This is a genomic window from Nocardia vinacea NBRC 16497 (assembly GCF_000308835.1).
GTDB lineage: Bacteria > Actinomycetota > Actinomycetes > Mycobacteriales > Mycobacteriaceae > Nocardia > Nocardia vinacea.
In genome coordinates this window covers 1-26,193 of record NZ_BAGN01000078.1, presented here as the reverse complement: position 1 = coordinate 26,193, position 26,193 = coordinate 1, and the positions used below count along the sequence as shown (strand labels likewise).

Sequence of the window (26,193 nt, the reverse complement as noted above, 5' to 3'; positions counted from 1 at the left end):
TGCACCACGCGCCGAACCTAACTGAAGGCATATGACAACAGTTCGCTTCGCCCGGCGCGGCGTAGGGTTCGGAGCACGATGCGCACGCTCTTGATCGACAATTACGACTCGTTCACCTACAACCTCTATCAGCTGATCAGCGAGGTGAACGGGGAAGAACCCACGGTCGTGCGCAATGACGAGGTGGACGATATCGCACGGCTGAGGCTGGAGCGCTTCGACAATGTCGTCATCTCCCCCGGGCCGGGTCGCCCGGATGTCGGCCGGGATATCGGCATTTCGGCCGCGGTGATCCGCGAGACCGAACTGCCCCTGCTCGGCGTCTGTCTCGGACATCAGGCCATCGTCGTCGCGGCGGGCGGCATCGTCACGACCGCGCCCACCGCACGGCACGGCTATCTCGATCACATCGAGCACGACGGCGACGAACTGTTCGCCGGGCTGCCCGAGGGGTTCACCGCGGTGCGCTACCACTCGCTGTGCGCACAGCGGCCGTTGCCGGACAGCCTCGAGATCACCGCCGTCGCGGCCGATGGGGTGATCATGGGTGTGCGGCACCGGAGCAGACCGCAGTGGGGGGTGCAATTCCATCCCGAATCGATTGCCAGCGAGTACGGTGCGGCATTGCTCGGCAATTTCGCGAAACTTACCGCGGGCCAGCGGATTCGGTCGAGCATCATCGCGCCGTTCGAGAATGCCGAGCCGCTGATGGGTAGACACGAATTCCGCGAATCCCGGCGTTCCTGGCAGCTGCGGCATGCGGTGATCGAGCGGGCGATCGATACCGAGGCCGCGTTCCTCCGGCTATACGGCAACTCCCCCACCGCATTCTGGCTCGACAGCGAACATGTCGAACCCGGATTGGATCGGTTCTCCTTCCTCGGCGATGCGAGCGGTCCGCTGGCCGAAGTGATCCGCTACCGGGTCGGTGAGAACAAGGTGACGGTCGAATCCTCGGACGGGAATCGGCGGACCGTACCCGGCGGAATTCTCGACTATCTCGCCGGGCAGCTACACCTGAGACATACCGAACTACCCGATCTGCCTTTCGATTTCGCATGTGGTTACGTCGGATACCTGGGCTATGAGGTGAAGGCCGATTGCGGTGCGAATGCCGCGCATCGCGCCTCGACACCGGACGCACAGTGGATTTTCGCCGATCGGATCGTGGTCGTCGACCACGTCGGCGGGCGCACCCATCTGCTCGCACTCACCGATCCCACGCCGGAAGCCCTTCGGGCGGGCGCGGATTGGTTGCGCGATACCCGCGAGATCCTGGAATCCCTACCGACGTGGGCGAATCCGCCGACACTCGAGGTACGCTCCGATACCACTGCCGTCGCACCGCTGTTCACCCGCGGGCGGGAGCGGTATCTCGCCGATATCGCCGTCTGCCAGGAGCGGCTGCATGCGGGCGAGTCCTACGAAATCTGCCTGACCGACACCGCATCCATGGCGGCCGCCGAAGCGGATGGACTCGACTTCTACCGCACACTGCGCCGCTGTAATCCCGCGCCGTACGCGGCGTATCTGCGCTTCGACGATCTCGAAATCGCCTGCTCCTCACCAGAGCGCTTCCTCAAGGTGGACCGCGCCCGCACCGTGGAGAGCAAGCCGATCAAGGGCACCGCGCCGCGCGGGACCACGGCCGCCGAGGACGAGTGGCTGCGGCGCGAACTGGCCGACAGTCCGAAGACCAGGGCCGAAAACCTGATGATCGTCGACCTCCTGCGCAATGACCTGGGCCGGGTCTGCCAGGTCGGCAGTGTGCACGTGCCGAAATTGATGGCCACCGAGACGTATACGACCATGCACCAACTGGTTTCCACCGTGCGCGGCACGCTGCGACCGAATGTCGACGTGATCGATTGTCTGCGTGCGTGTTTCCCGGGCGGCTCGATGACCGGGGCGCCCAAGTTGCGGACGATGGAGATCATCGACGAGCTGGAAACCGAAGCGCGCGGCATCTATTCGGGCACCATCGGTTTCCTCGGACTGGCGGGCACCGCAGACCTCAATATCGTCATCCGCACCGCGGTCCGCCACGACGGCCACTGGCGTATCGGCGCGGGCGGCGCCATCGTCCTCGACTCGGACCCCGCGGACGAGTATCGCGAAACCCTGCTCAAGGCCGCCGCCACCCACCGCGCCACGCCGCGCTGAGCCTGCTATTTGCGGCGGCCGCGTTTTGGGGGTTCGGGAGGCGCGGGCGGTTCGGCGGGCTTGCCGGTGAAGCGGCCGAGGAGGGAGACGCCGGGGAGTTTGGCGAGGGCCGCGAAGAGGTCTTCGCCGAGGCCGATCATCGCCTCCAGGCGGGGCAGCAGTCGGTCGTAGGCGGCGAAGGCCGGATCCGCCAGCGCCAGGGTGCGGTCCAGGCGATCGATGGTGGAGTTGAGCCGGTCGATGGCGATCGAGAGGCTCTCGATCAGATCCGGGAGCTGAGCCGCCAGCTGAGCCGAGGCCGGTGGCAGGCGCACCGCCGCATCGAAGGCCTGACCGGCCGTAAGTTGTGCGGCATCCAATACCTGACTCGCCGCCGACTGCGCCGCCTCCACCGCCGATTGCGCGGCCGCCAGAACATCGCCGGGACTCGGCACCCGCCCACCCGGCGCCTTCGCAGTCGCGCCCTTGCGGCCCGCTCCCTTCGGGGTAGTCATCCCTTCACTCTGCCGCACCCATGGCACTCGAGGCCGGATATCCCCGACCGACCGGTTTGTGTCGCGTCGGTGCGCACTCGCTCGCACCGCCGAAGGTACGGACCGCAGAAGTCGGCGTGTCGGTGGTTCGTGGCATAGTTCGAGCACGATGAAACTCAGTAAAGGGGCCAATGCGGCGGTGCCGACTTCCCTTCTTGCCGTGGTTGTTTCATGGCGGTCGGGGCATGCGGTGGATGCGCACGCGCTGTTGCTGGCGGAGGCGGGGACGGTGCGCACCGACCGGGATCTGGTGTTCTTCAATGCACCGCGACATATGTCGCAGGCGGTGACGCTCGACCAGGAACCCGCACCGGGGACGGCGCGCCTGAGCGTGTCGCTACCGCGCACCGAATCGGATGTGGCGCGCATCGTGGTCGCCGGATCGATCGACGACGGCACCTTCGGCGATATCGCGGATCTGACCATCACCATCGAGGCCGCCCACGGGCCGATCGCCCGGTTCGAGATCACCGATCCCGATGCGGTATCGGCGATGATGTTCGGCGAGTTCTACCGCCGCGACGGCCAGTGGCGCTTCCGCGCCATCGGCCAGGGTTGGGCCAGTGGGCTTCCCGGTCTCGTCACCGAGTTCGGCGTCACCATCGACGGCCCCGCCGAGCCGACACCTGATCGCCCGCACGCGGCACACCCGGCTCGGATACCCACTTACCCAATGCAGCAACGTGTCTCGGCTGGCACAGCGCCGGCCGGGTCGCCCGGTCCCCAGCAGCTCGACACCGCACCCTCGGACCAGGACGACGCCCGCCGAACCCATACCGACCCGACTGGACAGCATGATCGGCCCGATGAAGCACCGGCCCGACCATGGACGCTCGGCGCACACCGTGGAGATCAGGCTGGGCACCACACCGCCGCCACCGGGCCCCGGGACCGAGCCGACCATCGCGCCGACTCGGCCGACGAACGGCCTGCCCGCCCGCGACCAGGCAGGCCGGTCGACCTTCGGCGGCAGCGGCACGAGGTCGAACCGCCGATACCACCACCGCCGAATCCCGAACGCGCGGACTGGCATTCGGATCCCGAGCATCCCTCGCGGCTACGTTGGTGGGATGGGTCCGAATGGACCAGCGCCACATACCAACGGCGGCAGCCCGGCCCACGCAGCTGTGAGCGGTGCGGAAATCCCCGGCGCCGCAAGCTGTTCGGCGGTCTCGCGCCGTGCCCGAGTTGCGAGCGTGAAATCGGGGAATTCCTGACGCACTGGCATACCCAGGCCTGGCGGGCGCTGACCGCAGCCGGACCGCGCGGCGCGGAGTGGGATGCGCTGTGGGCGTCGTTGCGGTATCAGCGAATCGATGAGGGCCTGGGCCGGGCGGCACTGCGGGATGTGGCGCTCACCTACGTCGAGCGACTGGTCGCCTTCGCATTCGCGGATGGCGAGATCGAGCAGACCGAGTTCGAGGCGTTCGAGTACGCGATCGAAGAGCTGGCGCTCAGCGGACCGCTGGTCGAGGATCTGCGCAGGCGGATGTATCGCGGGCGCACCCTGTCGCGGTTGCGCGGCGGGGATCTGCCGGTGGTGCGAACGCCCGGCCTGCATCTGGATCCGGAGGAGAAGGTGCACGTGGATCTGCCCGCCGTGCACGTCCGCCGGCTCGCCAAAGGGCCGAAGTTCACCGACGGCAGGCTGATCGCCAGCAATAAGAAGCTGCGGTTCGTCGGTACCGATACCGGCACCGAATTGCCGTGGAACCGGGTGGTTTCGGTGCATATCGAGCAGCGTTCGGTGGTCGTCGCGGCGACCTCGTCGCGCGGTGGCGCCACCTTCGATGTCGACGATCCGGATTACGTCGCGGCCGCACTGGAAGGTGCGCTGCGGGTCGCCAAACGCCTGGTGCTCACGCCCGGCCAGCGCGACACGCGCAGCATCCCGCAGGAAGTCAAGGCCGAGGTGTGGCAACGTGATGGCGGTAAATGCGTCGAATGCGGCGACGGCCACTACCTGGAATTCGATCACATCATCCCGCTCAGCCGCGGCGGTGCGACGAGTGCGACCAATCTGCAGATCCTCTGCCGCGCCTGCAACCGCGCCAAGGGTGCCCGGATCTGATCCAGATACCGCACGCGGTCGCGCGCACCGGAACACCGATGTGGCGAACCAGGCATATGTGATGAAGCACGTTGAGCCGCGTGGCGCGCCGCCGTAGCGTGCGACATACCGAACAGGGCCGTTTGGAGGGAGTGGGATCATGCAGGTTGCGGTAATCGGCGGGACCGGGCTACTGGGCGCCGCGGTGGTACGAGAGCTGAGCGCACGCGGACATCAGGTTCGGGTGGTGAGCCGTACCGCCCCGGCAGAGCAAGCGGTAGCGCACCGCTCCGCGGATCTCGCCACCGGTTCCGGCCTGGAATCCGCACTGGACGGCTGCGACACCGTCGTCGACGCGGTGAGCGCCCGCAGCCGGACCCGATCGGTCATGGTGGACGGCGTGCGCCGACTACTGGCGGCCGAAAAGCAGGCGGGTATCGGCCATCATGTCGAAATCTCCATCGTCGGTTGCGATCTCGTCCCCTTCGGCTATTACAACGCGAAGGTGGACCAGGAACAGGTGGTCACCACCGGCGAGATCCCCTGGACACTGTTGCGCGCCAGCCAATTCTACGAACTCGTCACCGAAATCCTGGCCCTGTCGGCGCGCTGGCGGCTCACACCGCGCTCGACGGCGAAGATGCAGCCCATCGACGTCGACGCCGTCGCGACAAGGCTCGCCGACGCGGTGGACAATGGTCCGGCCGGGCGCATCCCGGATATCGCCGGACCGACCGTGCACACCCTCACCGAACTGGCCGATATCTACCGCGAACACATCGGCCGCAAGCTGCTTCCGCTTCCGGTACCCATCCCGGGCCGCGCCGGACGTGCCCTACGGTCAGGCGCTCTCTGCCTGGACGGAAACGGCGACGCAATCGGCATCGGCTACGCCGAATGGCTGTCCCGCCGAATCACTCGCTGATCAACCCGGCCGTTCGCCCCAGATCGGCCAGCATCGCATCGAACAGGATCTCCGGATTCGACAGCGGGATCGGATAATTCCCGAACACCTCGAGCGTGACGTGCCCGTAGAGCCGGGCCCAGATCTGGATCATCAGATACGTGACGCCGAGGTCGAGCTTCTCGGCCGGAAATTTCTGTCCGGACTCCGAAAGCGCTGCCAGCAGCTCGGTTTGGAACAGCACGAGGTCTTCGCGCAGCTCCGCCGGAATCACATCGGTCGGCGGAGTCACGACATCATAGGTGGCCAGCAGTCGCCCGGCCGCGGCGAGGAAGATCCGGCCGAATGGTTCGTCGAACCGGCGCAGCATGCGCGCGCGGCCCGCGCCCGGCGAGGCGAACACCAGGGTGAATTCCCCGGTGTGCGCCAGCGCCCAGCGTCGAAATCCCTTGCAGATGGCGAAGAACTGCACCGCGCCGTCATCGGGCAGCGTGGCGATCTGCTCGGACAGCTCGGCGCCGAGGTCCGCACAGAACTCCAGGCGCAGACTCTCGAGCAGGTCCTCGCGCGAGTTGTAATACCGGTACAGCGCGGGCGCGGTAATGCCGAGCTCGCGCGCGATCGCCCGCAGGGTGACCGCATCGGGACCGTGCTCGACCAGCAGTGCGCGGGCAACCCGGCGGATATCCGCATCCGAAACCACCGGTGCCCGCCCCCGCGGCTTGGCGCTGTTCATAGTGGAATTCAAGCGTATTCGACTTCCCAGCGCTTGATGCCGTTCAACCAACCCGAGCGCAGCCGCACCGGATCGGCGACCTGACGCAGGTTCGGCATCACATCGGCGATGGCATTGAACATCAGATCGATCTGCAGCCGGGCCAGGTTGGCGCCCACGCAGTAGTGCGTGCCGGTGCCGCCGAAGCCGACGTGCGGATTGGGGTTGCGCAGCACATCGAAGGTGAACGGATCCTCGAATCCGTCCTCGTCGAAGTTGGCCGAGCTGTAGAACAGCCCGAGGCGCTGTCCCTTCTTGATCTCCTGCCCGCCGACCTCGGTGTCCTGGGTCGCGGTGCGCTGGAAAGCCGTCACCGGCGTGGCCCAGCGCACGATCTCATCGGGCGCGGTGCGCGGGCGCTGCTGCTTGTAGAGCTCCCATTGCTCCGGATTGTCGACGAAGGCCTTCATGCCGTGAGTGATCGAATTGCGAGTGGTCTCGTTGCCCGCGACCGACAGCAGGATCACGAAGAACGCGAATTCGTCCGAGCCCAGGTTCTCGCCGTTGATATCGGCATTGATCAGCTGGGTGACGATGTCGTCGGCCGGACATTTGCGCCGCTCCTCGGCCATATTCCAGGCGTAGCCCATGACCTCGGCGGTGGCGGTGTGGTGATTGCCGTCGAACTCCGGATCGTCATAGGAGATCATCTGGTTGGTCCAGTCGAACAGCTTCTTGCGGTCGTTCTGCGGCACTCCGAGCAGTTCGGCGATGGCCTGCAGCGGCAGTTCGCAGGCGACCTGTTCGACGAAGTCGCCGCGACCGGTCTGCTTGGCCTCGTGCACAATTCGAGCCGCACGCTCGGTGAGCGCCGCACGTAAGCTCTCCACCGCGCGCGGGGTGAATCCCTTGGAGATGATGCGGCGGGTCTTGGTGTGCTGCGGCGGATCCTGATTGAGCATCAGCATATTGCCGAGCATGTCGATCTGCTCGCGGGTGGTTTCCTCGTTGAACCGGATGATCGCGGTGTTCTCGTGCGAGGAGAACACCTCCGGATTCTTCGAGATCTCCTTGATGTGATCGAGCTTGGAGATGACCCAGTAGCCGCCGTCATCGAAGCCGCTGGCCCGCCCGGTCTGCGCGCACCACCAGACCGGGGCGGTCCGGCGCAGCTCGGCGAATTCCTGGATGGGCAGGCGGGTGGACAGCAGATCTGGGTCGGTGAAGTCGAATCCCGCGGGAATCGACGGCGTGGTCACGGTCACGGCTATCTCCTACCGGTCTGACTTGGGCTGCAGACCTCACGACGTTGGGGATGGCGGCCGGCGGTGCCGGCGGGGCGGGTAAGAACTGTGTAGACACGTTCCGAAGCCGATGAAACCACACAGCCAGGGTTTTGTGAATAGTGTTTAGTAAACCCCGTTAACTTCAGGGGTGATAGCCACTCGATCGCCCGTATTCAATAGCTATCAGCTATAAATGGTGAGCTTGATCGCTTATCGCGAAACCGCGCACGCGACCGAGCGGACCAGCCTGTAATGGGACGCAACAGGTCACTGTTCGGAGGTCCCCCATGCCCAGCCTGTACGAGCACGCCGGTGGCGACGAAGCATTGCATCGCGTCGAAGAAGCTTTCTACGACAAGGTGCTCGCCGATCCGGTGCTGAAAACCCAATTCACCGAACGCCGCCCGACGCACGTCGACCATCTCACCTGGTTCACCGCCGAATCCTTCGGCGGCCCGGACCGTTTCACCCACAACCTCGGCTTCGACTACATCATCGCCGTACATCGTGGCCTCGAAATCACCGACGAACAGCGTGAGCGCTTCGCCCAGCTGTATCTGGAGGCGTTCGACGAGGCGGGCCTATTCGACGATCCCGCCTTCCGTGCCGCGGTGCGCGAACATGCCGAATTCGGCGCCCAAGTGGCACAACAGAATTCGCATGCCAAGTCCGACGACGAACTGCACCCGATCCGCGCGGTGCCGCACTGGACCTGGGACGGCGAGGACTGACCGCCGCCTATCCCGTCACGCGCGCGACCAGGGCCAGTAGCAAGAACGGCACGGTGGCGCCGACATCGGCCGTCTGATCCTCGGGTGTGCCGCGGGTATGCGCCGCGACCGCGAAACTCTGGCCGAACGATGCCGAGGCCACCTCCAGCGGCCCGCTGTCGGACCAGCCCCACTTGGTGCCCTCGACGCCCGGCAGCCGCGCGGTCCCCCAATCCTGGGCGGTGCCGTCGGCCGCCTGGTCGCCCGCCGCGGCCATCCAGCCGAAGATCGGCGACCAGGGTTCGGTTCGCTTCTTGGTCGCCAGGAAGGTGGCCACATCCGCGGTGCTGGTGTACGACATGCCCCAGGCCGGGCCCGATTTGGTAGCGGTCAGGCCGTACTCCGCGGCAATCGCGTCGATCGCCTGCGGATACTTCGCGCCGAGTTCGTCGGCCGCGGAGTCGTCGGAATAGCGGATCATCCGCTCCGCCAACGCCATATCCGCCGCCGACCCGTCGCCTCGATGCAGTGCGTAGTCGACCATATAGAGCTTGACCAATGACAATCCGGTACGCATCTCGTGTTCGTTGCTGGTGCCCCACTGGACGCCGGGCAGCACCGAACGGAAGGAGAACGCGGTTCGCGACGGCACACCGTCCTCATCACCCACCTCGGCGGCGGCGACGGGCGCGGCGAATACCAGCACCACGGCGGCGGCGACCGCAATCGGGAAAGTCAAGCGGCTCATAGTTTCTCGCTTCCTATCGCACTACGGTCAGGATGGGCGGCTGCCAAAGCCCGTCGATGGCAACGTCTTTCGGCGCGTACAGCCGCATGGTCAGCGAGAACTGCCCCGACGCCGGGATCGGCAGCCAATTGCCCTCCGGCACGCTCGCGCCCGGATCCTCGTGCTGCACAGCGAGTTCGACCGAACCGTCCGAATTGGCGACCACGGGCACCTGATGTCCGATCGCATAGATATTCGCGGTATTCGGCACCAGATAGCTGTCCGCGTCATAGGCGGTCAGCGACCAGAAGGCATCGACCGGTGGCAGGCGGCCGGGCGGGAAGTGCAGGCGGAACTTTGCGGATTCGCCGCCGAGGTCGGCATTGCCGAACATGGTCGGGTAGATCGCATCCTCAGCCAGGTTGGCGCCCAGGCCGACCCACGCGGTATTGGCCCGCAACGGATAGTCGGTGCCGTAGGTGCCGACCTTGGGATTGAAGCGCCAGCCGTTCTCGTTCACCATATTCGGGTCGGCGTAGGCCGGAATTTCCTTCTTCGCCTCATCGGCCGCGGCGGTCAGATCGTCGTTGGAAATGCCCTGGACGCTGCCGCCGGGACGAATCCCGATGGTGGCGAAGCGTTTCATGGCCGGTTCGTCCTCGGGGAGCGGCGGATTCACCGCCAGCACCGCGCACATCCGCTTGAAGAAGGTCGCCGCATCCATCTCGAGCACCTGCTTCGGCGGCGGCACCGCGGCCGTGCCCGTCGGTGTCGGGGCCGACGGTGGCGGTCGACCCGCCGCCCATGCGCCGAGCGGTGCGAGTTTCAGCTGCTCCTGTAGCGCCGTGACGTCCGGAATATCGTCGGGTCCGTTGACCTGGATGCGACCGAGCAACCACACCGTCGGCGTCGGTACCGACAGTTGGGTCATGCCATCGGGCACGGTGCCCGACCACTTCGGTCCGGTGACGAGATAGGTGAACGGCGGACCACCCAAATTCACCTGTGGCCGAACGCTACTGGGATTGTGTACGGTATTCGTCCAGGCATCGAGCAACTGCATCAGCCAGAAGCGGCCCGGATCCATTGCGGGTACCTGCAAGACGACCGGCTCGGCCGAGACATCGAGCCATGCGGCCGAATACAGGGTGTCCAGATTCAACCGCACCACATCGCGGCGCTCCGGTGTCGGCAGCGCCCCGGCGTGCTGGAAGGTATTGACCGGGGTCACCGCCTCGGCCGCGGCCCGGGTGAGGTCCATCAGCACCAGCGGATAACCGAAGACGTAGGCATCCTTGGCGATGTCGCGCGCCTCATCAGAAGCCACGGTCGAATTCGACGGCGTGTTGTCCGAGGATTTCCCGCAGGCGGCCAGTCCGATGCCGGTCACGGCGAGCCCGAGTGCGGTTCTGCGCGAGACGTTCATGCATCTCCTTCATCCGACTCGGTTCAGACTCGGCGGTCGCCAGTGACCATCGAGCGCCCGCTCCTCGGGCACATACAGGCGCAGCGCGAGCCGAAAGGTGCCCGTATCCGGTATCGGCAACCAATTGCCGTCTGGCACATCACTTCCCGGGTCCGCCGCCTGGATGGCGAGTTCCAGCGAGCCGTCCGGCAGCGGTACGACGGGACGCTGATGACCGACCGAGAAGATGCCCGCCGGGTTCGGCACCAGAAATCGCTCCGCGGTATAGGCGGTCAGCGACCAGAAGGCCCGCGCGGGCGGCGTCTGGCCCGGGGGGAAATGCAGCCGGTAGGAGCGCGGCGCACCTTGCTCCCCCGCATTCGCGCTGATCTCCGGATAGACCGTATCCTCCGGCAGATTCGCACCGAGTGCGGTCCACGCAGTCGAGGCACGCAGTGAGTAATCGGTGCCGTAGGTGCCGAGGTTCGTCGCGAAACCCCAGCCGTTCTCACGCCTGGCTTTGGGATTGGCGTAGTCCGGGATGCGCATCTGGCCCGCCGCCACCGCGGCGTTGAGGTCGGCGACCGGCGCACCGTCCACCGTGCCGCCCGGCCGAATGCCGATCTTCGAAAACCGCTCCAGCGCGGGGGCATCGTCGCGGGCGGGCGGGTTGGTGAGCATAAGTGTGCAGAGCCGGTCGAAGAAGGTGCGCCCGTCCATCCGCGCAACCTGCTGTGGAGGTGCGATCGGGGCGGCCATAACGGGATTGATCACCGGGTTCGGCCGTTCACCGCGCAACCAGTCGCTCAGCGGTGCGAGCAGCACCTGCTGCTGCACGCTCTCGGCGGCGGCGAGATCGCCCTCGCCGCGCAACTCGATGCGACCGATCAGCCACGCGGTCGCGGTGGGCATCGCCAATCTGGTCAGGTTATCCGGCAGCGCACCAGACCAGTTCGGGCCGGTGATCACGTAGCCGTACGGCGGGTCCTGACCGGCGCGCACCCGTGGTGCGACACTGCTGGGATTGTGGGTGGTATTGGTCCAGGCATCCATGATCTGCATGAGCCAGTACCGGTCGCCGTCCATCGGCGGAACCTGCAGCACCACCGGTTCGGCACCCACGTCGAGCCAGGCCGTGGCATAAAGGGTGTCGATATTCGGCATGACCACCGTATTCATCGCGGGATTCACCGGACTGACGGCCCAGATCCGATTGGCGGGTACGGCGGCGGTATTCGACTGCAGCGTGACATCCATCAGCACCAGCGGATACCCATAGATATAGGCGTCGGTCGCGACCGAACGCGGATCGCTCGGCGGCACACTGCCGGAACTCGCCACGTTATCGGAATCCGTCGATTTGCCGCACGCGACCAGGCCCGCACCCGTAACGGCACCGGCCAGCAGCACAGATCGCCGCGACATACTCATACCTTCTCCCTACTTTCCCGATCAGGTCGGACAGCTTCGAGAGAGATCAGCCGGAGTATAGCCAAATGTTTGCCGTAATTCGGGCAAGCGGCGATGCGGCCGGGTTTTCAGGGTCAGCCGGTGCCGAGAATCGAATTCATAATCGTGCCCGCACTGGTGGCGACGACACCGCCTATCATGGCTCCCGCCACCATCTTCGGCGATTGCATCGCACCGCCGCTCCATTTCTCCCAGGCGAACCGGCCGCCCGCATAGATGATGCTGATTATTCCGGACAGCAGGGCAAACCAGGTCAGATAGCGCACCATCTGCAGCAGCTTGTCCGATCGCGGCGGAGCTTGCGGCGTCGGATTCTGGATCTGCGCCAACGTCGCAGAGGCATCGCCGATCGACATCAGATAGATGTTCATCGTCTACTCCTCGACTATCACGCCCTTTCCATGATCCGCACAGCGAGTGGTCTCGCAAGCGCGCAGGCATCGTGACTGCAAGGTCGCCGAGAAACCGATACCATCTCTCGGAGAGCGCGTTAACCCCCTGTCCCGCATCCAGAATGAGCAATACGAGATGATCCTGGCCGCCGTTTACGACACTTGGGCACAGATCGGCAATCCCACTCCCGAGGCCCCTCCGGTGTCCGACAAGATTCTTCAACTGGTCCGCTACTTCACCTGGTTCGTGCTGCTCGCCGGCATAGTCGCCATCATCTACGCAGGTGGCCGCTTCGCCTGGGAGAAATGGAGCGGCGGCGGTCTGGAATCCCCGAAGATGGTGGCCGGAGCCATGATCGGCGGTGTCGTGGCCACCAGTGCGGGCACCATCATGAACGCCGTCATCGGCTGAGTCCGCGACTTCGACTGCGGACCGGCACGATTCAGCGCAGGATGCCCGCTTGGCCGGCCGCGCGTAGCCAGTCCGGGAATTCGCCCAGCAACCGGGCATACAGCTGTGCGTCGTCCATCTGGTCTATGTCATCGAGGGCGAAGAAGCCCGCGTTGTCCACGACCCGATCCGACATCTCGTCGAGGGTGCGCAGCAGGCCGTAGTTGGCTCTGCCGAGGCCGACGAACTGCCAGAAGGCAGGCAGTCGGGACGCTTCGCGCATGAGTGCCGCGATCTCGCGCTTCTTCGCGAAGCCGCCGTCGGTGAAGAACAGCACCAGAGTCGGCGCATCGCCGGGTCGTAGCGAGGCGATGATGTCGCGCATGATCGGCAGTTCGTCATTGCGGCCGCCGATCCTGGCGTAGTCGATGCCCTGGTGAGTGCCGGTGAGGTGCAGGAAGGTCTGGGCCCATGCCTCGCCGTGCTCGACGGTGATATCGGGCAGTTTCGCGAAGGACAGCGCGTAGAGGTAGGCCTCCAGGGTGCCGTCCTCGTCGAGCTGGGTCGCCACCGGGATCATCCGCTGCACAACGCGATGCACGACCTGTTTGCTGTATTGCCTGCTCATGCTCAGGGTTTTGTCGATCACCAGGATGACGCGGGCGCGAATTCCGAAGGCGTTCTTGTTGATCAGGACCTTGGCGACTTCGCGTTTGCGCAGGTCGAGCTTGGCGCGCTTCTCGAAGGATAGTGCGGCTTCGCCGGGGACGGTGCGAACCTGCGGAGTGGCGGGAGGAGTGACCGGCGCGGGCTCGTCGTCAACGCTTACGCCGTGATCGGTGACCAGCGCGGCGAATCCGCCCGCATAACCCTGCCCGACCGCGCGGACCTTCCATTCGGAATTACGCCGATACAATTCCAGTGCGATGACGACGGACTCGCTGTCGAGTCCATCGATTACATACTCGTAGAGCGTATTTCCGGATCCGTCGGCAACGATCGCAATCGGCGGCGCGAATTGCCCGAAAGTTGCCCCAGACTCGTCCAAAGTAATGACCACCCGTATTTGGGCGATATCGACGGGTACGTGGGCCGCGGAAACGGCCAGCGCAGCAGGTGTTCCCGACCGCAACTCGACACCAGGTGCCTGCGGCTGATTGAAGAAGACGAAATCGGCGTCGGTACGAACGCGGCCCGCTTCGGTCACCAATAATGCCGAGACATCGGCTGCGGCGGTGGATCGCACCGAGACAACGACATTCGAAGTCGCAAGCGGACCGTTCTGTCCCTTGACGAGTGATATGCCCACCGCGACTCCTTGCCGTACCCGACCGAACCATACAGACTAGGCGTCTCACAGACCCCTGAGCAGTGTCAATACATCCAATGCTGTTTCGACGGAATCGCTGAGCAGCCGGATCTCCGTCGCGGTCGCGTCGTGCAGTCCGGGATCCTGTAGCGCCAGGCCATTGCCGTAGACCACCACGTTGTATCCGAGATCGGCGGCCCGCAGCAGCGGACCGGTCGCAACGCCCGCACCGAGCAGCAGGTCCAGACCCTCGCCGACGAAATAGAACCGCCACAGCGGACCGAGATCGCCGTGGTAGATCTCCTCGGTCCGATCGATGATCACCTGACCGGAGGCCGCAATCGCGTCGACGATCTTGAAGTAGTCGGGTGCGTTCTCCGGCTTACTCACCACCGTCGCTACGGAATACGCGAGATCCACGCTCAAATGCGCGTTGTAGCCCGCCATGGCGACGCGGGCGGGCGATACCTCACACCGGCGAGCGAGCTCGAAGTACCGCGCCCACTGCGGCTCGACCGGCGCGCCGGTGAAGGCCGCGTGCACATTGACCAGGAACCGCCGCAGCAATTCCAGGCTGATCGCATGCGCGTACTCCGGATCAACGAACGCGCCGGGAGCACGCTGCAACGGCATTACCGCCGACTGCTCCACACCGTCGAGCCCGAGCGGAAACAGCCCGCGCCGATCCCGGCGCGCGACCAGGATTTCGGTGATCTCATGGTGGCGCGCTACCGCGGTCTCCAAGCGCTGCAACGGATCTCCGGTCAGTGTGCTGATATCGGACAGCCGCGCGATGGTGTCCAGTTCGTCCGCCGACAGCGGCGTTCCGCAGAACGCCGGATCAGCCGGCTCCGCGACGGCCACCGGCGCCGGCCCGACGGCCATCGCGATTACCACGGTGATCAGCCCGAGGACGGCCGTTCGCAAGGAAGCTCGCACCGCCGAAGTCTAAAGTGCGATTCAGGTTTTCGCCGAACGTGACACGTCAGCCCACGAATTCGCGGTCACCGTAGCGGACGGTATCCGGATTCCAGGTGCCACCGATGCCGGTGACGAAGCGCTGGGTCAGAGCGTAGTCCGCGAGATCGGCGACCAGGATGAGACTGCCGGATTCGGTGACGGACCCGCCGACCAGATGCTCGCGTGCCTCTCGATCGGCGACGAGCGCGTCACGGAACCGGCGCACATCGACACCGGCGACCTCGACCGTGAAAGCGTCGACCTCCGGCGCGGAATTCGGCAGGTGTCGGAAGGTCAGCACCGATTCCTGATCGAATCGAGTCCGCACCTGATCGCCGATGCGATGCAAATCGGCGGCATCGACACAGGCGAGATGGAATTCGCGCGAACGCTCATAGGTCGCCTGCTGCCGCTCATCCGACCAGAACACCCCACTGACCAAGGTGGACCCCACCGGCAACCCGACATTCTCGAGCGCGATCCCGTCGACCTGAAGTTCGAACGCCGCCAACCCATTCCGCAACCGCTGGTCATCCGGATCGGTAATCGTCGCCGTGTTATCGGTCGCGAACAGTTCCGCGGTGGGCTGCAACGGATTTCCCACCGCACAGGCATTCGGCGCCGACTCCGCAGGCCCCCCGACCAACACGGTACCGACGAGCAAGGCAACTACAACACCGACAACGCGTGACACGATCATCTGGATCCTCTCCATCCCGGACGAGCCCCGCAAAGATCACCACACCCTAGCGCTTCGACCGAGACCAGCCGAAGGTCAGGGCTACGGCGCGTTTCCAGTTGTCGTATTCGTCTTGGCGGTGGGTGGGGTCCATTCGGGGGATCCATTGTCCGGCCAGGCGCCAGTTGCTGCGCAGGCCTTCGAGGTCGGGCCAGTAGCCGACGGCCAGACCGGCGGCGTAAGCGGCTCCGAGAGAGACGGTTTCGGCGACGAAGGGGCGCATGACGGGGATGTCGAGGACGTCGGCGACGATCTGCATGAGCAGGTTGTCGGAGGTCATACCGCCGTCGACGCGCAGGGTGCGGGCCTGGAGACCGGAGTCGGCGTTCATGGCGTCGACGACTTCGCGGGTCTGCCATGCGGTCGCCTCCAGGACGGCGCGGGCGAGATGGCCCTTGTTGATGTATGAGGTCAGACCGATGACGAGACCCCTTGCGTCACTGCGCCAATGCGGCGCGTACAGGCCGGAGAAGGCAGGCACGATATAGCAGCCACCATTGTCTTCGACTGTGCGAGCGAGGGTTTCGATCTCAGGCGCACTCGACACCAGGCCGATATTGTCGCGCACCCACTGCACCAGCGAGCCGGTGACCGCGATCGGCCCCTCCAGCGCGTACACCGGTTCGGGCTCGATCTGATAGCCGATGGTGGTGAGCAGACCGTGCGAGGACTGCACCAGCTCGCGCCCCGTATTCATCATCAGGAAGCCGCCGGTGCCGTAGGTGCATTTGGTTTCGCCACGGGCGAAACAGGTTTGGCCGAACAGTGCGGCATGCTGGTCGCCGAGCGCGGCAGCGATCCGGATGCCGGGCACCACTCGGCTGGTCGTCCCATAGGATGCGGTCGACGGCTGAATGCTCGGCAGCATCGCGGCGGGAATCCCGAAGAACTCCAACAGTTCTCGATCCCAGGCGAGTGAGGCGATATTCATCAACAGCGTGCGACTGGCATTGGTGACATCGGTGCGATGCACACCGCCGTCCGGTCCACCGGTGAGATTCCAGATCAGCCAGGTCTCCATGGTACCGAACAGCACTTCCCCGCGCTCGGCCCGATCCCGCAGTCCGGGAATGGTATCCAGCAGCCAGCGCAGCCGCGGCGCGGCGAAATAACCGGCCAGCGGCAGGCCGCACAGTTCGCGGATTCGTTCCGCCCCAGGCCTGCTCTCGAATTCGCGCACCAGTTCATCGGTGCGCACGTCCTGCCAGACGACCGCCCGCCGGATCGGCACACCGGTATGGCGATCCCACACCACCGTGGTCTCGCGCTGGTTCGCGATGCCAAGGGCCACAACCTGTTCCGCCGCGATGCCGGAATCCCGCAGCGCCTGCGGCACGATCCGCTCGACATTGCGCCAGATCTCCAGCGCATCCTGCTCGACCCAGCCGGGCCGCGGATAGTGCTGCTGATGTTCACGCTGTGCGACGCCGACCAGGCGTGCGCGCTGATCGAACAGGATGCACCTGGTGGAGGTGGTGCCCTGATCGATCGCCAGCACATAGCGTTGCGCCATCGGCTACTTCCTGTCGGACGAGAATTGATGCCACATGATGTACGAAACTCATTGTCCGGCAACGAGATCACGCGATACCGCATGCGCGGCGTCGCGGACGTGCTCGACCAGCGTCGGCCGGTGCCGCAGTTGCGGATCGCAGAGCCGGTCGACCGGACCGCTGATCCCGATCGCACCGACCACGAGTCCACCGTGTGTCCGGATCGGCGCCGCTATACCGGCCACCCCGGACCGGAACTCCTCGGTCTCCCCGGCCCATCCGGCCTGTCGGACCGCGGTAAGCGCCCGGGTGAGCGCCGCCCGATCGGCAATGGTGCGCCGGGTGAGCGGCGCCAATTCACTACCGCGAACAGCGACGGCCAGCTCGGCGTCATAGGCGAGCAGCACCTTGCCGAGCGCGGTCGCGTGCGCCGGTAGCAGTTCGCCGACTTCGAGCGCCTGTTCGGTGTTGTCCGGCCGGAAGACGTGGTGCACGACCACCACGCATTCGTCCGCCGCGGCACCGATTCGCACCGACTCCCCTGTCCGCGCGGCCAGGGCATCGGCCCAGTTGATCGCCCGCGAGCGCAGTTCGTTGTTGTCGAGATAACTTGTGCCGAGATGCAGTACCGCCGCGCCGAGCTGGTACTTGCCACTCGCCTGATCCTGTTCGACGAATCCCACGCCCTGCAATGTGCGCAGGATGCCGTGCGCGGTCGGCTTGGCCAACCCGAGCGCACCCGCGATTTCGCCGACCCCGAGGCGGCCGGAACCCCGAGCGAGCAGCTGCAGGACGGCGGCCGCTCGTTCGATCGATTGGATCGGACCGGGCATACGCCGAAACCTATCCCGGCGATTCGACAATGTCGAACACGCCATCACAACCGTTCGGCATTGTCGAACGCACGCTATGTCCGTTTCGGCAATCCGGTCGTAACGTCGGCCCCAACGGCCGCAACCGCGGCAGTCTTGGCAGACGGAGGCTCAACGATGAACTTCGGCTCGTACGTCGGTGCCATCGATCAGGGCACCACGAGCACCCGCTTCATGGTGTTCGACCACGGCGGCAACGAGATCGCCCGGCACCAGCTCGAGCACGAGCAGATCCTGCCGCGCGCGGGGTGGGTGGAGCACAACCCGACCGAGATCTGGGAGCGCACCCGTTCGGTCATCGTGTCCACCCTGAACAAGGCGAATCTCGTCGCGACCGATCTGGCCGCGGTCGGTGTGACCAATCAGCGCGAAACCACCGTGGTGTGGAATCGCCGGACCGGGCGGCCGTATTGCAATGCCATCGTCTGGCAGGACACCCGCACCGACAAGATCGCGGCCGAGTTGGAGCGCGCCGGCCACGGCGAAATCATCCGCCGCAAAGCGGGTTTGCCGCCCGCCACCTACTTCTCCGGCGGCAAGCTGCGCTGGATCCTGGACAATGTGCCCGGCATCGCCGCCGATGCGGACAGGGGCGAGGCCGTCTTCGGCACCACCGACACCTGGCTGCTGTGGAATCTCACCGGCGGCGTCGACGGCGGCGTGCACGTCACCGATCCGACCAATGCCAGTCGCACCATGCTGATGAACCTGGAGACCTGCGACTGGGACGACGAATTGTTGTCCCTCTTCGGAATTCCGCGCGCCATGCTGCCCACCATCGCGCCCTCGTCGAATCCGGAACTGTTCGGCAGGACCCGCCGCGACGGACCGTTCGGCGGCGAGGTGCCGCTGGCCGGTGTGCTCGGCGATCAGCAGGCGGCCACCGTCGGTCAGGTGTGCTTCCGCCCCGGCGAGGCCAAGAACACCTACGGCACCGGAAACTTCCTGCTGCTCAATACCGGAACCGAACTCGTGCGATCCCAGCACGGACTGCTCACCACCGTCGCCTACCAGTTCGGCGACGAGAAGCCGGTGTACGCACTGGAGGGTTCGATCGCGGTCACCGGCTCGGCCGTACAGTGGTTGCGCGATCAGCTCGGCATCATTTCCGGTGCGGCACAAAGCGAATCGCTGGCCAGGCAGGCCGAGGACAACGGCGGGGTGTACTTCGTGCCCGCATTCTCCGGCCTGTTCGCACCGTATTGGCGATCGGACGCGCGCGGGGTGATCGTCGGGCTGTCGCGCTACAGCACCAATGCCCATCTCGCACGGGCCACGCTGGAGTCGATCTGCTATCAGACCCGTGATGTCGTCGAGGCCATGGAGGCCGATTCCGGTGTGCGCCTGGACACCTTGCGCGTGGACGGTGGCGTCACGGCCAACGAACTGTGCATGCAGTTGCAGGCCGACTTCCTCGATGTGCCGGTCTCGCGGCCGGTGGTCGCGGAGACCACCGCACTCGGCGCGGCCTATGCGGCCGGGCTGGCAGTCGGATTCTGGAGCGACACCGACGAACTCGTGGAGAACTGGCACGAGGACAAGCGCTGGACACCCACCTGGACCGCGGAGCAGCGCGAACGCGGTTACGCCCGTTGGAAAAAGGCGGTCTCGCACACGCTCGACTGGATCGACGTCGACGACTGACCAACCCATCTCGAAGACGCAGCAGCACCGAAACAAGGAGACGTACCGTGTCCGCACGTTTGGACTCGAACTACCGCGCCCATGCATTGAACACACTGGGCGACAATGAAATCGACGTACTGGTTATCGGCGGCGGCGTGGTCGGCGCCGGCGCCGCCCTCGATGCCGCCGCCCGCGGCCTGACCGTAACCCTGGTCGAGGCGAGGGATTTCGCGGCCGGCACCTCGAGCCGTTCCAGCAAGCTCATCCACGGCGGCCTGCGCTATCTGGAGCAGCTCGACTTCTGGCTGGTGCGTGAGGCTTTGAAGGAGCGCGGCCTGCTGCTGCACCGGCTCGCCCCGCATCTGGTTCGGCCGGTGTCGTTCCTGCTGCCGCTGCAGCACCGGGTCTGGGAGCGCGCCTACATCGGCGCGGGCGTCGCGCTGTACGACACCATCGGCGGAGCCAGGGCGCTGCCCATGCACCGGCACCTGTCGCACACGCGCGCAATGGAATTGGCGCCCGCACTGCGCGATGACGCGATGATCGGCGCGATCCGCTACTTCGACGCACAGGTCGACGACGCGCGCCACACCATGACCATCGCCCGCACCGCCGCCCAACACGGCGCGACGGTACTTACCCGTACCAAGGTTACCGGACTGTTGCGCGACGGCGAGCGGGTGATCGGCGCGCATGTCACCGATGTGGAGACCGGTCGCGAATACACCGTGCGCGCCCGCCGGGTGATCAGCGCGACCGGCGTCTGGACCGACGAGATGAACAAGATGACCGGCGTGGAATTCCCGTTCCACGTGCGCATGTCGAAGGGCGTGCACATCCTGGTTCCGCGCGAGCGGCTCGACCTGGATACCGGTCTGATCATGCGGACCGAGAAGAGTGTGCTGTTCGTGATCCCGTGGGCCCGGCACTGGATCATCGGCACCACCGATACCGATTGGGCGCTGGACAAGAACCATCCGGTGGCCAGCGATGCCGATGTGCAGTACATCCTCGATCATATGAACGCGGTGCTGCGAGAGCCGCTGACCCGCAACGATATTGTCGGCACCTATGCGGGTCTGCGCCCGCTGCTGTCCGGCGCGTCCGCCGATACCGCGACGCTCTCGCGGGAACACGCTGTCGCGGAACCGGTTCCGGGTCTGTTCGTGATCGCGGGCGGTAAGTACACCACCTACCGCGTGATGGCGGCCGATGTGGTGGACGCGGCCGTCGAGGGGCTCGGTCGCGCGGTCGCACCCTCGGTGACCGAACACCTGCCGCTGCTCGGTGCCGTCGGCTACCAGGAGTTGGCGGCCGATGTGAACAGCGTCGCGCAGCGGGCCGGTCTGCCCGTCGCGACTGTCGAGCACCTGCTCGGCCGCTATGGTTCGGGCGTATCCGAGCTGTTCGATCTGATCGCGGCCGAACCGGAGTTGGCCGAGCCGCTGCCCGGTGCCGGTGAGTACATCGGTGCCGAGGTCGTCTACGCGGTGACCCATGAGGGCGCACTGCATCTCGACGATGTCCTCACCCGCCGCACCCGCATCTCGATCGAGACCGCAGACCGCGGCCTGACCGCCGCACCCGCGATCGCCTTCCTCATGGGCACGCGACTCGGCTGGGATGCCGCCACCACGGATCGTGAGATCACCCGATACCGCGAGCGGGTGGAGGCGGAGTTGGCCGCGAACCAGGCCTCCGACGACGAATCGGCCAACGCCGCGCGGTTGGTCGCCGTCGCCTGAGTCCCCGGCGCGGGATGGCAGTGCGGTTGGCCTGGGATGCAACGGCCGATCGGGATCGGTGCCTGGCGGGTCGACAGCGGCGAGCCGGTCGACCTGTGAGCGCGTGATGTGCCCGAAGGTGTGGCGGTGGTGTTGGGAGCGGCGGGTTCGGATGCGGCGCACTAGCAGCGGACTCCGAATTTCCCTAACGCGTATTCATCCGAAAGATCCGCTGTTCCGAATGTAGGTAAGTAAGCATCGATATTCGGAATGAGGAGACTTATGGGCATACATCAATCGACACCGCGGACTCGCCCGATTTGTCGGCGAACCGCCGCACTCGCCTTGGCCAGTGCGGTTCCGCTGTCGGTCATCCTGATCAGCGCCGCACCCGCGACCGCTGAATCGCAACCATTGGGCAATCCCACTCCCTATGGATTCGTCGTCGAGCCATCGGCTCCGGTCGACGGCAACATCGCATTCGCCCCCTTGGCGCTGCGGAGCGCCGCCGCACTGGTGGCCGATCCCGACTCCGCCGCGCCCGCCCCCACCGACAGTGTGGACGCGCCACAACCCGACCAGAGCGCACAGCCGTCCGTCGCCCCGGTCAATCGCATTCGCATCGGCAATCTCCAGGTCGATCGCCCGGACTGGCTGGCGCCCGAACAGGCCGCCCAGATCAATGACGCGTCTGCGGGGACCGGAGCCGCACTGTCCCAAGGCATTCAGTCGATGGGCGTCGACCGCGCTCGCTCCGACCACATGGCCGATGTGATAATCGGTGACGCGATCATCGGTGCGAGCGTGGGCAGCACTGTAGCGTCCCCACTCGCCGCCACCAGTGCGATCGTCGGCGCGGGAGCGGGTCTGATCGCCGGAATCCCCTTCCTCCCCGCAGGACTGATTGTCGTCCCCATCATCGGCGCGGCCATCGGCTACGGGGTGATCGCCGCACCAGCCGCGGCAGCCGGCGCGGCCGTCGGCGCGGCGGTCGGCGCGATCGACGGTGCCGTGTCCCCGATACCGCCCCAGGAGCAACTGGCAACCGCATAACGCACGTTGCGCGGCAATTGCCGGATGTGACCGGTGCCGCGGGTGGACAATCCTCGCGTGAGCCCGTTTCGCCATATCAGCGGAGCGATGCTGGCATTCCTACTGGTAGTGCTGGCCGGCACCGTCGGCTACCTGATTCTCGGATTCGGGTTGCTCGATGTGCTCTACCAGACGGTGACGACCATATCCACCGTCGGCTTTCGCGAGGTCCACTCGCTCACCGGTGCGGGTCAAGGCGACGGATGGACCGCCGGATCGATCGGATGTCCGGTCATGTCATTGTGTGTGGCTGGGGCCGCGTCGGCCGCTCGTGCGTGCAGTACCTGGTCGGACTCGGCAAGCAGATCGTCGTCATCGATCGCGATCCGGCGCGGCTGAAGGACCTCGAATATCCGAATGTGGTCGGCGATGTCACTCGATTCGATACACGGCCTCGGCGATGATTAGTCGGTGGCTCCGATTCGGTGACCCTCGCGAATGACCGACCCATGCGTCATGGCGAAGACGATGGAGGTGGCGAGGAGGGCTTCGAATACGGCAGCGCCGAGCGTAACGGCTTGCAACGGGTCGAGTGGGCCGTTCGAGGGTGCGATACCGCCGTGATGTCTGTGCCCGACCGACGTCGACATGGAGAAATGCACCGCGACCAGCACCAGGTTCAGCAGTGCCGTCAGACCGAAAACCTTGGTGCACGGGCGAATCCAGAGGGCCGGAACACAGCGCAGACAGGCCAGCGCCATGATGAGCGCGACCATGCCGTGCAGCAACCCGTTCCCGGCGACACCGGCGACGTGCAAACCCGAGGTGGCGATGCCGCAGACGGCCAGCAGGCGGCCCAGGATGCTGGTCCCGGACCACCTGCGGGGTGAATCAGTCGCCATGGCAATGGGATTCGTGCGCGGGACCACAGTGGTCACTGGTTGTCGCCGGGACATTCATGACCGGGTTGGCGGCGAAGAACCCGTAGGGCTTCAGGGTGAATCCACAATAGTCGGTGGGCATGACAGGCCAATCCTCGGTGCGGGGAAAGTGCGTGAGTCCGAAGGTGTGCCAGACCACGATGTCGGTGCCGTCGAGGGATCGGTTCGCGGCCATGTAAGCGGGTAAGCCGTCACCGCCCGGATTCTGATTGACGAGATCACCAGCGGGGTAACGCTCCTCGGGGGCGTAGCGGGTCACCCAGAGCTGTTTGGTTGTATAGGCCGCGCGGGCCGCGATCGAGGAGGACGCGTCGGCGAGCAGCGTGGGTGTTTGCTCCGGGTACAGGACGTAGGCGGTCGGTGCACCCATGCGGTTGGTCTTTTCGGTATTGACGATGTGCCATACCCGACCGACGGAGGCATCGGCGTCGCGCGCCCCCTCGGATTCGCTGGTGATACGGGTGGATTTCGCGGTGAACGCATTGCCGAACGGGTTCGTCTCGCCGACCGGCACCCGTTGCACCTGCACCTCGTCCACCGCATTGGCCAGACCATCGACCATCATGTCCAAACGCGCGCTGAACAGGTGCTGGTGATACGGCAGCCCGAGACCGGGCGCGACTTCGCTTTGGTAGGGCGAACCTTCGGGCGGGTAGGCCGCAGTGAACGCGACGCCGGTCAGCTTGGCCTCGCATTCGATGGTGCCGTCCAGGTAGAGGTACCAGTAGAACCCGTAGTCGTAGTTTCCGACCGTGGTGAAGAAGCTGATGACCAGGCGACGCTGCCGCCGAACCTCACTGACTCCGGTGAACAGATCGGTGTGCTTCCAGAGCGTGCCATAATCCTCCTCGTGCATGCATATTGCGTTCTCGATGGTGCGTGGCATGCCGAGCTCGTCGCTGAGAGTGGCGTCGAAGTAATGGATTTCGCCGAGACAGTCGCAGCCGAGGCGCAACGAGTTGGCGAATCGGCCGAATAGATATTCACCGGTGTCGAAGTAGTTCTGCCAGTAGCGATTCGGGGACGGATCGGCATAGGGCACCACCATTTCCGCGATGGAAGCCCGGTAGAGCACGGGCCGATATTGCTCGGCATCCCGGAATGCCAACTGCCGCAGGATCAATCCCTCGCGCGCATCGAATCCGATACTCAGTCGCCAGTTGGCCCATTCGATCCGATCACCATCGACAGTGAAGCTGGGTCCCTGCGGCTGGCTGATTTCGATGGGACGCAACCCTTCCAGCGGCGGACCGGCTTGCGCCGGGTCCTGGAAGTTGCCCGGTTCCGCGGGCACATCGAAGGTCCGGAAATCGATCAGATCGACCAACTCGCGCGCGATGATGTCGACATAGGCGCACAGGCCGTCGACCGGATGCGCCCACGGGTGATCCTGCGGATGATCCTGCCGGAAGGCGAATACGCGAATTATGCGCCGCCCCTGCTCATTCGGAATATCGTAGTGTCCGGCGGACAGCGGCACACAGACGACGGACTCCGGATCGACGCCCCGCTGCCGCAAAGCGGCGCACCAGCGCTCGTTATCGGCGAGCACCGTCCCGACCGCCGCGAACTCCTCCTCGAGGATCGGTACTTGGCCCCGCGTACCGTCGATCGGCCTATCCGAGCGGATCACGCCCGCGGTCAACGACACCGAGACATCGCGAGCCGCGCCGGATGCGAGGTCCAACAGCAGCACTCGCACCAACCGTTCCGGCGCGGGCCCGGTTCCGGCCTGGTAGGCCAGCACCTGCGCCTTATCTGGTTCGTCCAGTCCGACGTAGACGAATCGGCCGGTCGCCGTGAGCGACCCCGTATCGGCGACGATGTCACGCACCATGGTGATCTCGTCGGCGGAGAGGCTTTCGAGCACTCGCACATCGGTTGCGCGCGTATCGAATTCGATGATGGACATGGGCAGGTCTCCTCCGAGGGTCAGGCGGCGATCGCGTCTGCGATGCCGTCGTAGGCAGTGCGGTTCGTACGGCGCATGGCATACGCTTGCGCGATCCCGGCCAGCGGAAACACCGCCGTGACGAGCAGCAGGATCACGGCGAGCGTGGTCGAACCACCGATCAAGGTCGGAAAGTTCGCGATGATGATGCCCGCGGCCACCAGCAGCCCGATCAGGCCGAGCGTCGGGGCGATACGTGTCTGCCACACCCGGGTATCCGCGCGGGTGCGCGCGAAGTAGATGATGACGGCGAGGCAGGTCGTCGCCATGAGCACCGCGACGCCCAGCGTCGCGACTCCCGAGAACCAGGTGAAGACCTCGAGTTCGGGATCCAGCCGGCACAGTGCGAACACGGCCACCAGCGTTGTCGCGGTGACAGTCTGCACCAGCGACGAGTTGTGCGGCGACAGATGCTTGCTGTGCACGCCCGCCAGCGAACCCGGCAGCACACCCGTCGACGCCATCGAATGCTGGTACCGCGCAACGACATTGTGGAACGAAAGAACACACGCGAACAGGCTCGTCAGCAACAGCACATTGATCGCGACGGCGCCCACCGAGCCGAGATAGTCCGATGCGGTCCGCACGATCATGCCCGCCGGATCCTCGGCAGCGACCGCGACCACCTGTGCCGGCCCCCACGCCATGACCAGCGCCCAGGTCCCGAAGGTGTAAAACACCCCGATCGCGATCACCGCCGCATAGGTGGCCCGCGGAATCGTCCGGTGCGGATCGCGCGCCTCGTCTCGGAAGATGGCGGTCGCCTCGAACCCGATGAATCCGGCCAACGCCATCATCAA

At 65.5% G+C, this 26,193-nt stretch carries 25 protein-coding genes; 10 read left to right on the top strand and 15 right to left on the bottom strand.

Features of this window, described 5'->3' with window-relative positions:
* Positions 1 to 78 precede the first annotated feature (78 nt).
* The gene (gene pabB / locus ON44_RS09555; protein ID WP_040688146.1) at positions 79 to 2,163 is read left to right on the top strand and encodes an aminodeoxychorismate synthase component I; all 2,085 of its coding nucleotides are present in this window, start codon (positions 79 to 81) and stop codon (positions 2,161 to 2,163) included.
* A gap of 5 nt (positions 2,164 to 2,168) precedes the next feature.
* On the opposite strand, the gene ON44_RS09550 is transcribed toward pabB, so the two are convergent.
* Positions 2,169 to 2,657 carry a hypothetical protein gene (locus ON44_RS09550; RefSeq protein ID WP_051181816.1) on the bottom strand — a complete coding sequence of 163 codons (489 nt, stop codon included), beginning with the start codon at positions 2,655 to 2,657 and terminating at the stop codon, positions 2,169 to 2,171.
* A 148-nt stretch (positions 2,658 to 2,805) separates the two neighbouring features.
* Here ON44_RS09550 and ON44_RS09545 point away from each other — a divergent pair, with 148 nt between their 5' ends.
* Together ON44_RS09545 and ON44_RS09540 are read left to right on the top strand one after the other, a co-directional pair.
* Positions 2,806 to 4,767, top strand: a complete 1,962-nt coding sequence (locus ON44_RS09545) for a TerD family protein (protein WP_051181815.1) — start codon at positions 2,806 to 2,808, stop codon at positions 4,765 to 4,767.
* Between the two features lie 139 nt (positions 4,768 to 4,906).
* Positions 4,907 to 5,671 carry an SDR family oxidoreductase gene (locus ON44_RS09540; RefSeq protein WP_040688143.1) on the top strand — a complete coding sequence of 255 codons (765 nt, stop codon included), beginning with the start codon at positions 4,907 to 4,909 and terminating at the stop codon, positions 5,669 to 5,671.
* Here the strand turns inward: ON44_RS09540 and ON44_RS09535 are convergent.
* Positions 5,661 to 6,386, bottom strand: a complete 726-nt coding sequence (locus tag ON44_RS09535; RefSeq protein WP_040688141.1) for a TetR/AcrR family transcriptional regulator — start codon at positions 6,384 to 6,386, stop codon at positions 5,661 to 5,663. The two genes, ON44_RS09540 and ON44_RS09535, sit on opposite strands and share 11 nt — an antisense overlap.
* An 8-nt stretch (positions 6,387 to 6,394) precedes the next feature.
* Positions 6,395 to 7,624 (bottom strand): cytochrome P450, encoded by a 1,230-nt coding sequence (locus ON44_RS09530; RefSeq protein ID WP_040688241.1) that lies wholly within the window; start codon positions 7,622 to 7,624, stop codon positions 6,395 to 6,397.
* 314 nt (positions 7,625 to 7,938) lie between these two features.
* Here ON44_RS09530 and ON44_RS09525 point away from each other — a divergent pair, with 314 nt between their 5' ends.
* Positions 7,939 to 8,382: a group II truncated hemoglobin gene (locus tag ON44_RS09525; protein ID WP_040688140.1), complete on the top strand. Its 444-nt coding sequence runs from the start codon at positions 7,939 to 7,941 to the stop codon at positions 8,380 to 8,382.
* 7 nt (positions 8,383 to 8,389) lie between these two features.
* On the opposite strand, the gene ON44_RS09520 is transcribed toward ON44_RS09525, so the two are convergent.
* The 4 genes from ON44_RS09520 to ON44_RS09505 form a co-directional block, all read right to left on the bottom strand.
* Positions 8,390 to 9,109 carry a serine hydrolase gene (locus ON44_RS09520; protein ID WP_051181814.1) on the bottom strand — a complete coding sequence of 240 codons (720 nt, stop codon included), beginning with the start codon at positions 9,107 to 9,109 and terminating at the stop codon, positions 8,390 to 8,392.
* Positions 9,110 to 9,122: 13 nt separating this feature from the next.
* Positions 9,123 to 10,514, bottom strand: a complete 1,392-nt coding sequence (locus tag ON44_RS09515) for a DUF1254 domain-containing protein (protein ID WP_040688139.1) — start codon at positions 10,512 to 10,514, stop codon at positions 9,123 to 9,125.
* A 9-nt stretch (positions 10,515 to 10,523) separates the two neighbouring features.
* On the bottom strand, positions 10,524 to 11,918 hold the full coding sequence (locus tag ON44_RS09510) for a DUF1254 domain-containing protein (protein WP_245567079.1): 1,395 nt from the start codon (positions 11,916 to 11,918) through the stop codon (positions 10,524 to 10,526).
* Positions 11,919 to 12,037: 119 nt separating this feature from the next.
* Positions 12,038 to 12,319 (bottom strand): hypothetical protein, encoded by a 282-nt coding sequence (locus tag ON44_RS09505; protein ID WP_373283140.1) that lies wholly within the window; start codon positions 12,317 to 12,319, stop codon positions 12,038 to 12,040.
* Between the two features lie 172 nt (positions 12,320 to 12,491).
* Here ON44_RS09505 and ON44_RS09500 point away from each other — a divergent pair, with 172 nt between their 5' ends.
* Positions 12,492 to 12,767: a hypothetical protein gene (locus ON44_RS09500; RefSeq protein ID WP_040688132.1), complete on the top strand. Its 276-nt coding sequence runs from the start codon at positions 12,492 to 12,494 to the stop codon at positions 12,765 to 12,767.
* Positions 12,768 to 12,798: 31 nt separating this feature from the next.
* Here ON44_RS09500 and ON44_RS09495 read toward each other — a convergent pair whose 3' ends face one another.
* Genes ON44_RS09495 through ON44_RS09475 form a run of 5 tightly spaced genes read right to left on the bottom strand, consistent with a single transcriptional unit; the run spans position 12,799 to position 18,080 of the window.
* Positions 12,799 to 14,055, bottom strand: coding sequence for a vWA domain-containing protein (locus ON44_RS09495; RefSeq protein WP_085998505.1), 1,257 nt, complete (start codon positions 14,053 to 14,055; stop codon positions 12,799 to 12,801).
* A gap of 45 nt (positions 14,056 to 14,100) precedes the next feature.
* Positions 14,101 to 14,994, bottom strand: a complete 894-nt coding sequence (locus ON44_RS09490) for a DUF5995 family protein (RefSeq protein ID WP_174415027.1) — start codon at positions 14,992 to 14,994, stop codon at positions 14,101 to 14,103.
* A 46-nt stretch (positions 14,995 to 15,040) separates the two neighbouring features.
* Complete coding sequence (locus tag ON44_RS09485; RefSeq protein ID WP_083897765.1) at positions 15,041 to 15,715, bottom strand: hypothetical protein; 675 nt, start codon at positions 15,713 to 15,715, stop codon at positions 15,041 to 15,043.
* A 46-nt stretch (positions 15,716 to 15,761) separates the two neighbouring features.
* Positions 15,762 to 17,267: a glycerol kinase GlpK gene (gene glpK, locus ON44_RS09480; protein WP_040688127.1), complete on the bottom strand. Its 1,506-nt coding sequence runs from the start codon at positions 17,265 to 17,267 to the stop codon at positions 15,762 to 15,764.
* 48 nt (positions 17,268 to 17,315) lie between these two features.
* Positions 17,316 to 18,080, bottom strand: coding sequence for an IclR family transcriptional regulator (locus ON44_RS09475; RefSeq protein WP_040688126.1), 765 nt, complete (start codon positions 18,078 to 18,080; stop codon positions 17,316 to 17,318).
* A 156-nt stretch (positions 18,081 to 18,236) separates the two neighbouring features.
* On the opposite strand from ON44_RS09475, the gene glpK (ON44_RS09470) reads away from it, so the two are divergent.
* From glpK (ON44_RS09470) to ON44_RS52385, 5 genes are all read left to right on the top strand, one after another.
* Complete coding sequence (gene glpK / locus ON44_RS09470) at positions 18,237 to 19,763, top strand: glycerol kinase GlpK (protein WP_040688123.1); 1,527 nt, start codon at positions 18,237 to 18,239, stop codon at positions 19,761 to 19,763.
* A gap of 47 nt (positions 19,764 to 19,810) precedes the next feature.
* The gene (gene glpD / locus ON44_RS09465) at positions 19,811 to 21,490 is read left to right on the top strand and encodes a glycerol-3-phosphate dehydrogenase (RefSeq protein WP_040688121.1); all 1,680 of its coding nucleotides are present in this window, start codon (positions 19,811 to 19,813) and stop codon (positions 21,488 to 21,490) included.
* A gap of 261 nt (positions 21,491 to 21,751) precedes the next feature.
* Positions 21,752 to 22,522, top strand: a complete 771-nt coding sequence (locus ON44_RS46630; protein ID WP_051181813.1) for a hypothetical protein — start codon at positions 21,752 to 21,754, stop codon at positions 22,520 to 22,522.
* Positions 22,523 to 22,579: 57 nt separating this feature from the next.
* Positions 22,580 to 22,900, top strand: a complete 321-nt coding sequence (locus tag ON44_RS48085; protein ID WP_245567078.1) for an ion channel — start codon at positions 22,580 to 22,582, stop codon at positions 22,898 to 22,900.
* Positions 22,846 to 22,965, top strand: coding sequence for a hypothetical protein (locus ON44_RS52385; protein ID WP_245567089.1), 120 nt, complete (start codon positions 22,846 to 22,848; stop codon positions 22,963 to 22,965). Before ON44_RS48085 ends, ON44_RS52385 begins: the two co-directional genes overlap by 55 nt.
* Here the strand turns inward: ON44_RS52385 and ON44_RS09450 are convergent, their stop codons facing one another.
* The 3 genes from ON44_RS09450 to ON44_RS09440 all read right to left on the bottom strand — a co-directional run.
* Complete coding sequence (locus ON44_RS09450; RefSeq protein WP_040688120.1) at positions 22,966 to 23,403, bottom strand: hypothetical protein; 438 nt, start codon at positions 23,401 to 23,403, stop codon at positions 22,966 to 22,968.
* Positions 23,393 to 25,354, bottom strand: a complete 1,962-nt coding sequence (locus ON44_RS09445) for a primary-amine oxidase (RefSeq protein ID WP_040688119.1) — start codon at positions 25,352 to 25,354, stop codon at positions 23,393 to 23,395. Before ON44_RS09445 ends, ON44_RS09450 begins: the two co-directional genes overlap by 11 nt.
* Positions 25,355 to 25,374: 20 nt before the next feature.
* Positions 25,375 to 26,193, bottom strand: an 819-nt coding sequence (locus ON44_RS09440) for an APC family permease (RefSeq protein WP_040688116.1), incomplete at its 5' end; no start/stop codon positions are given.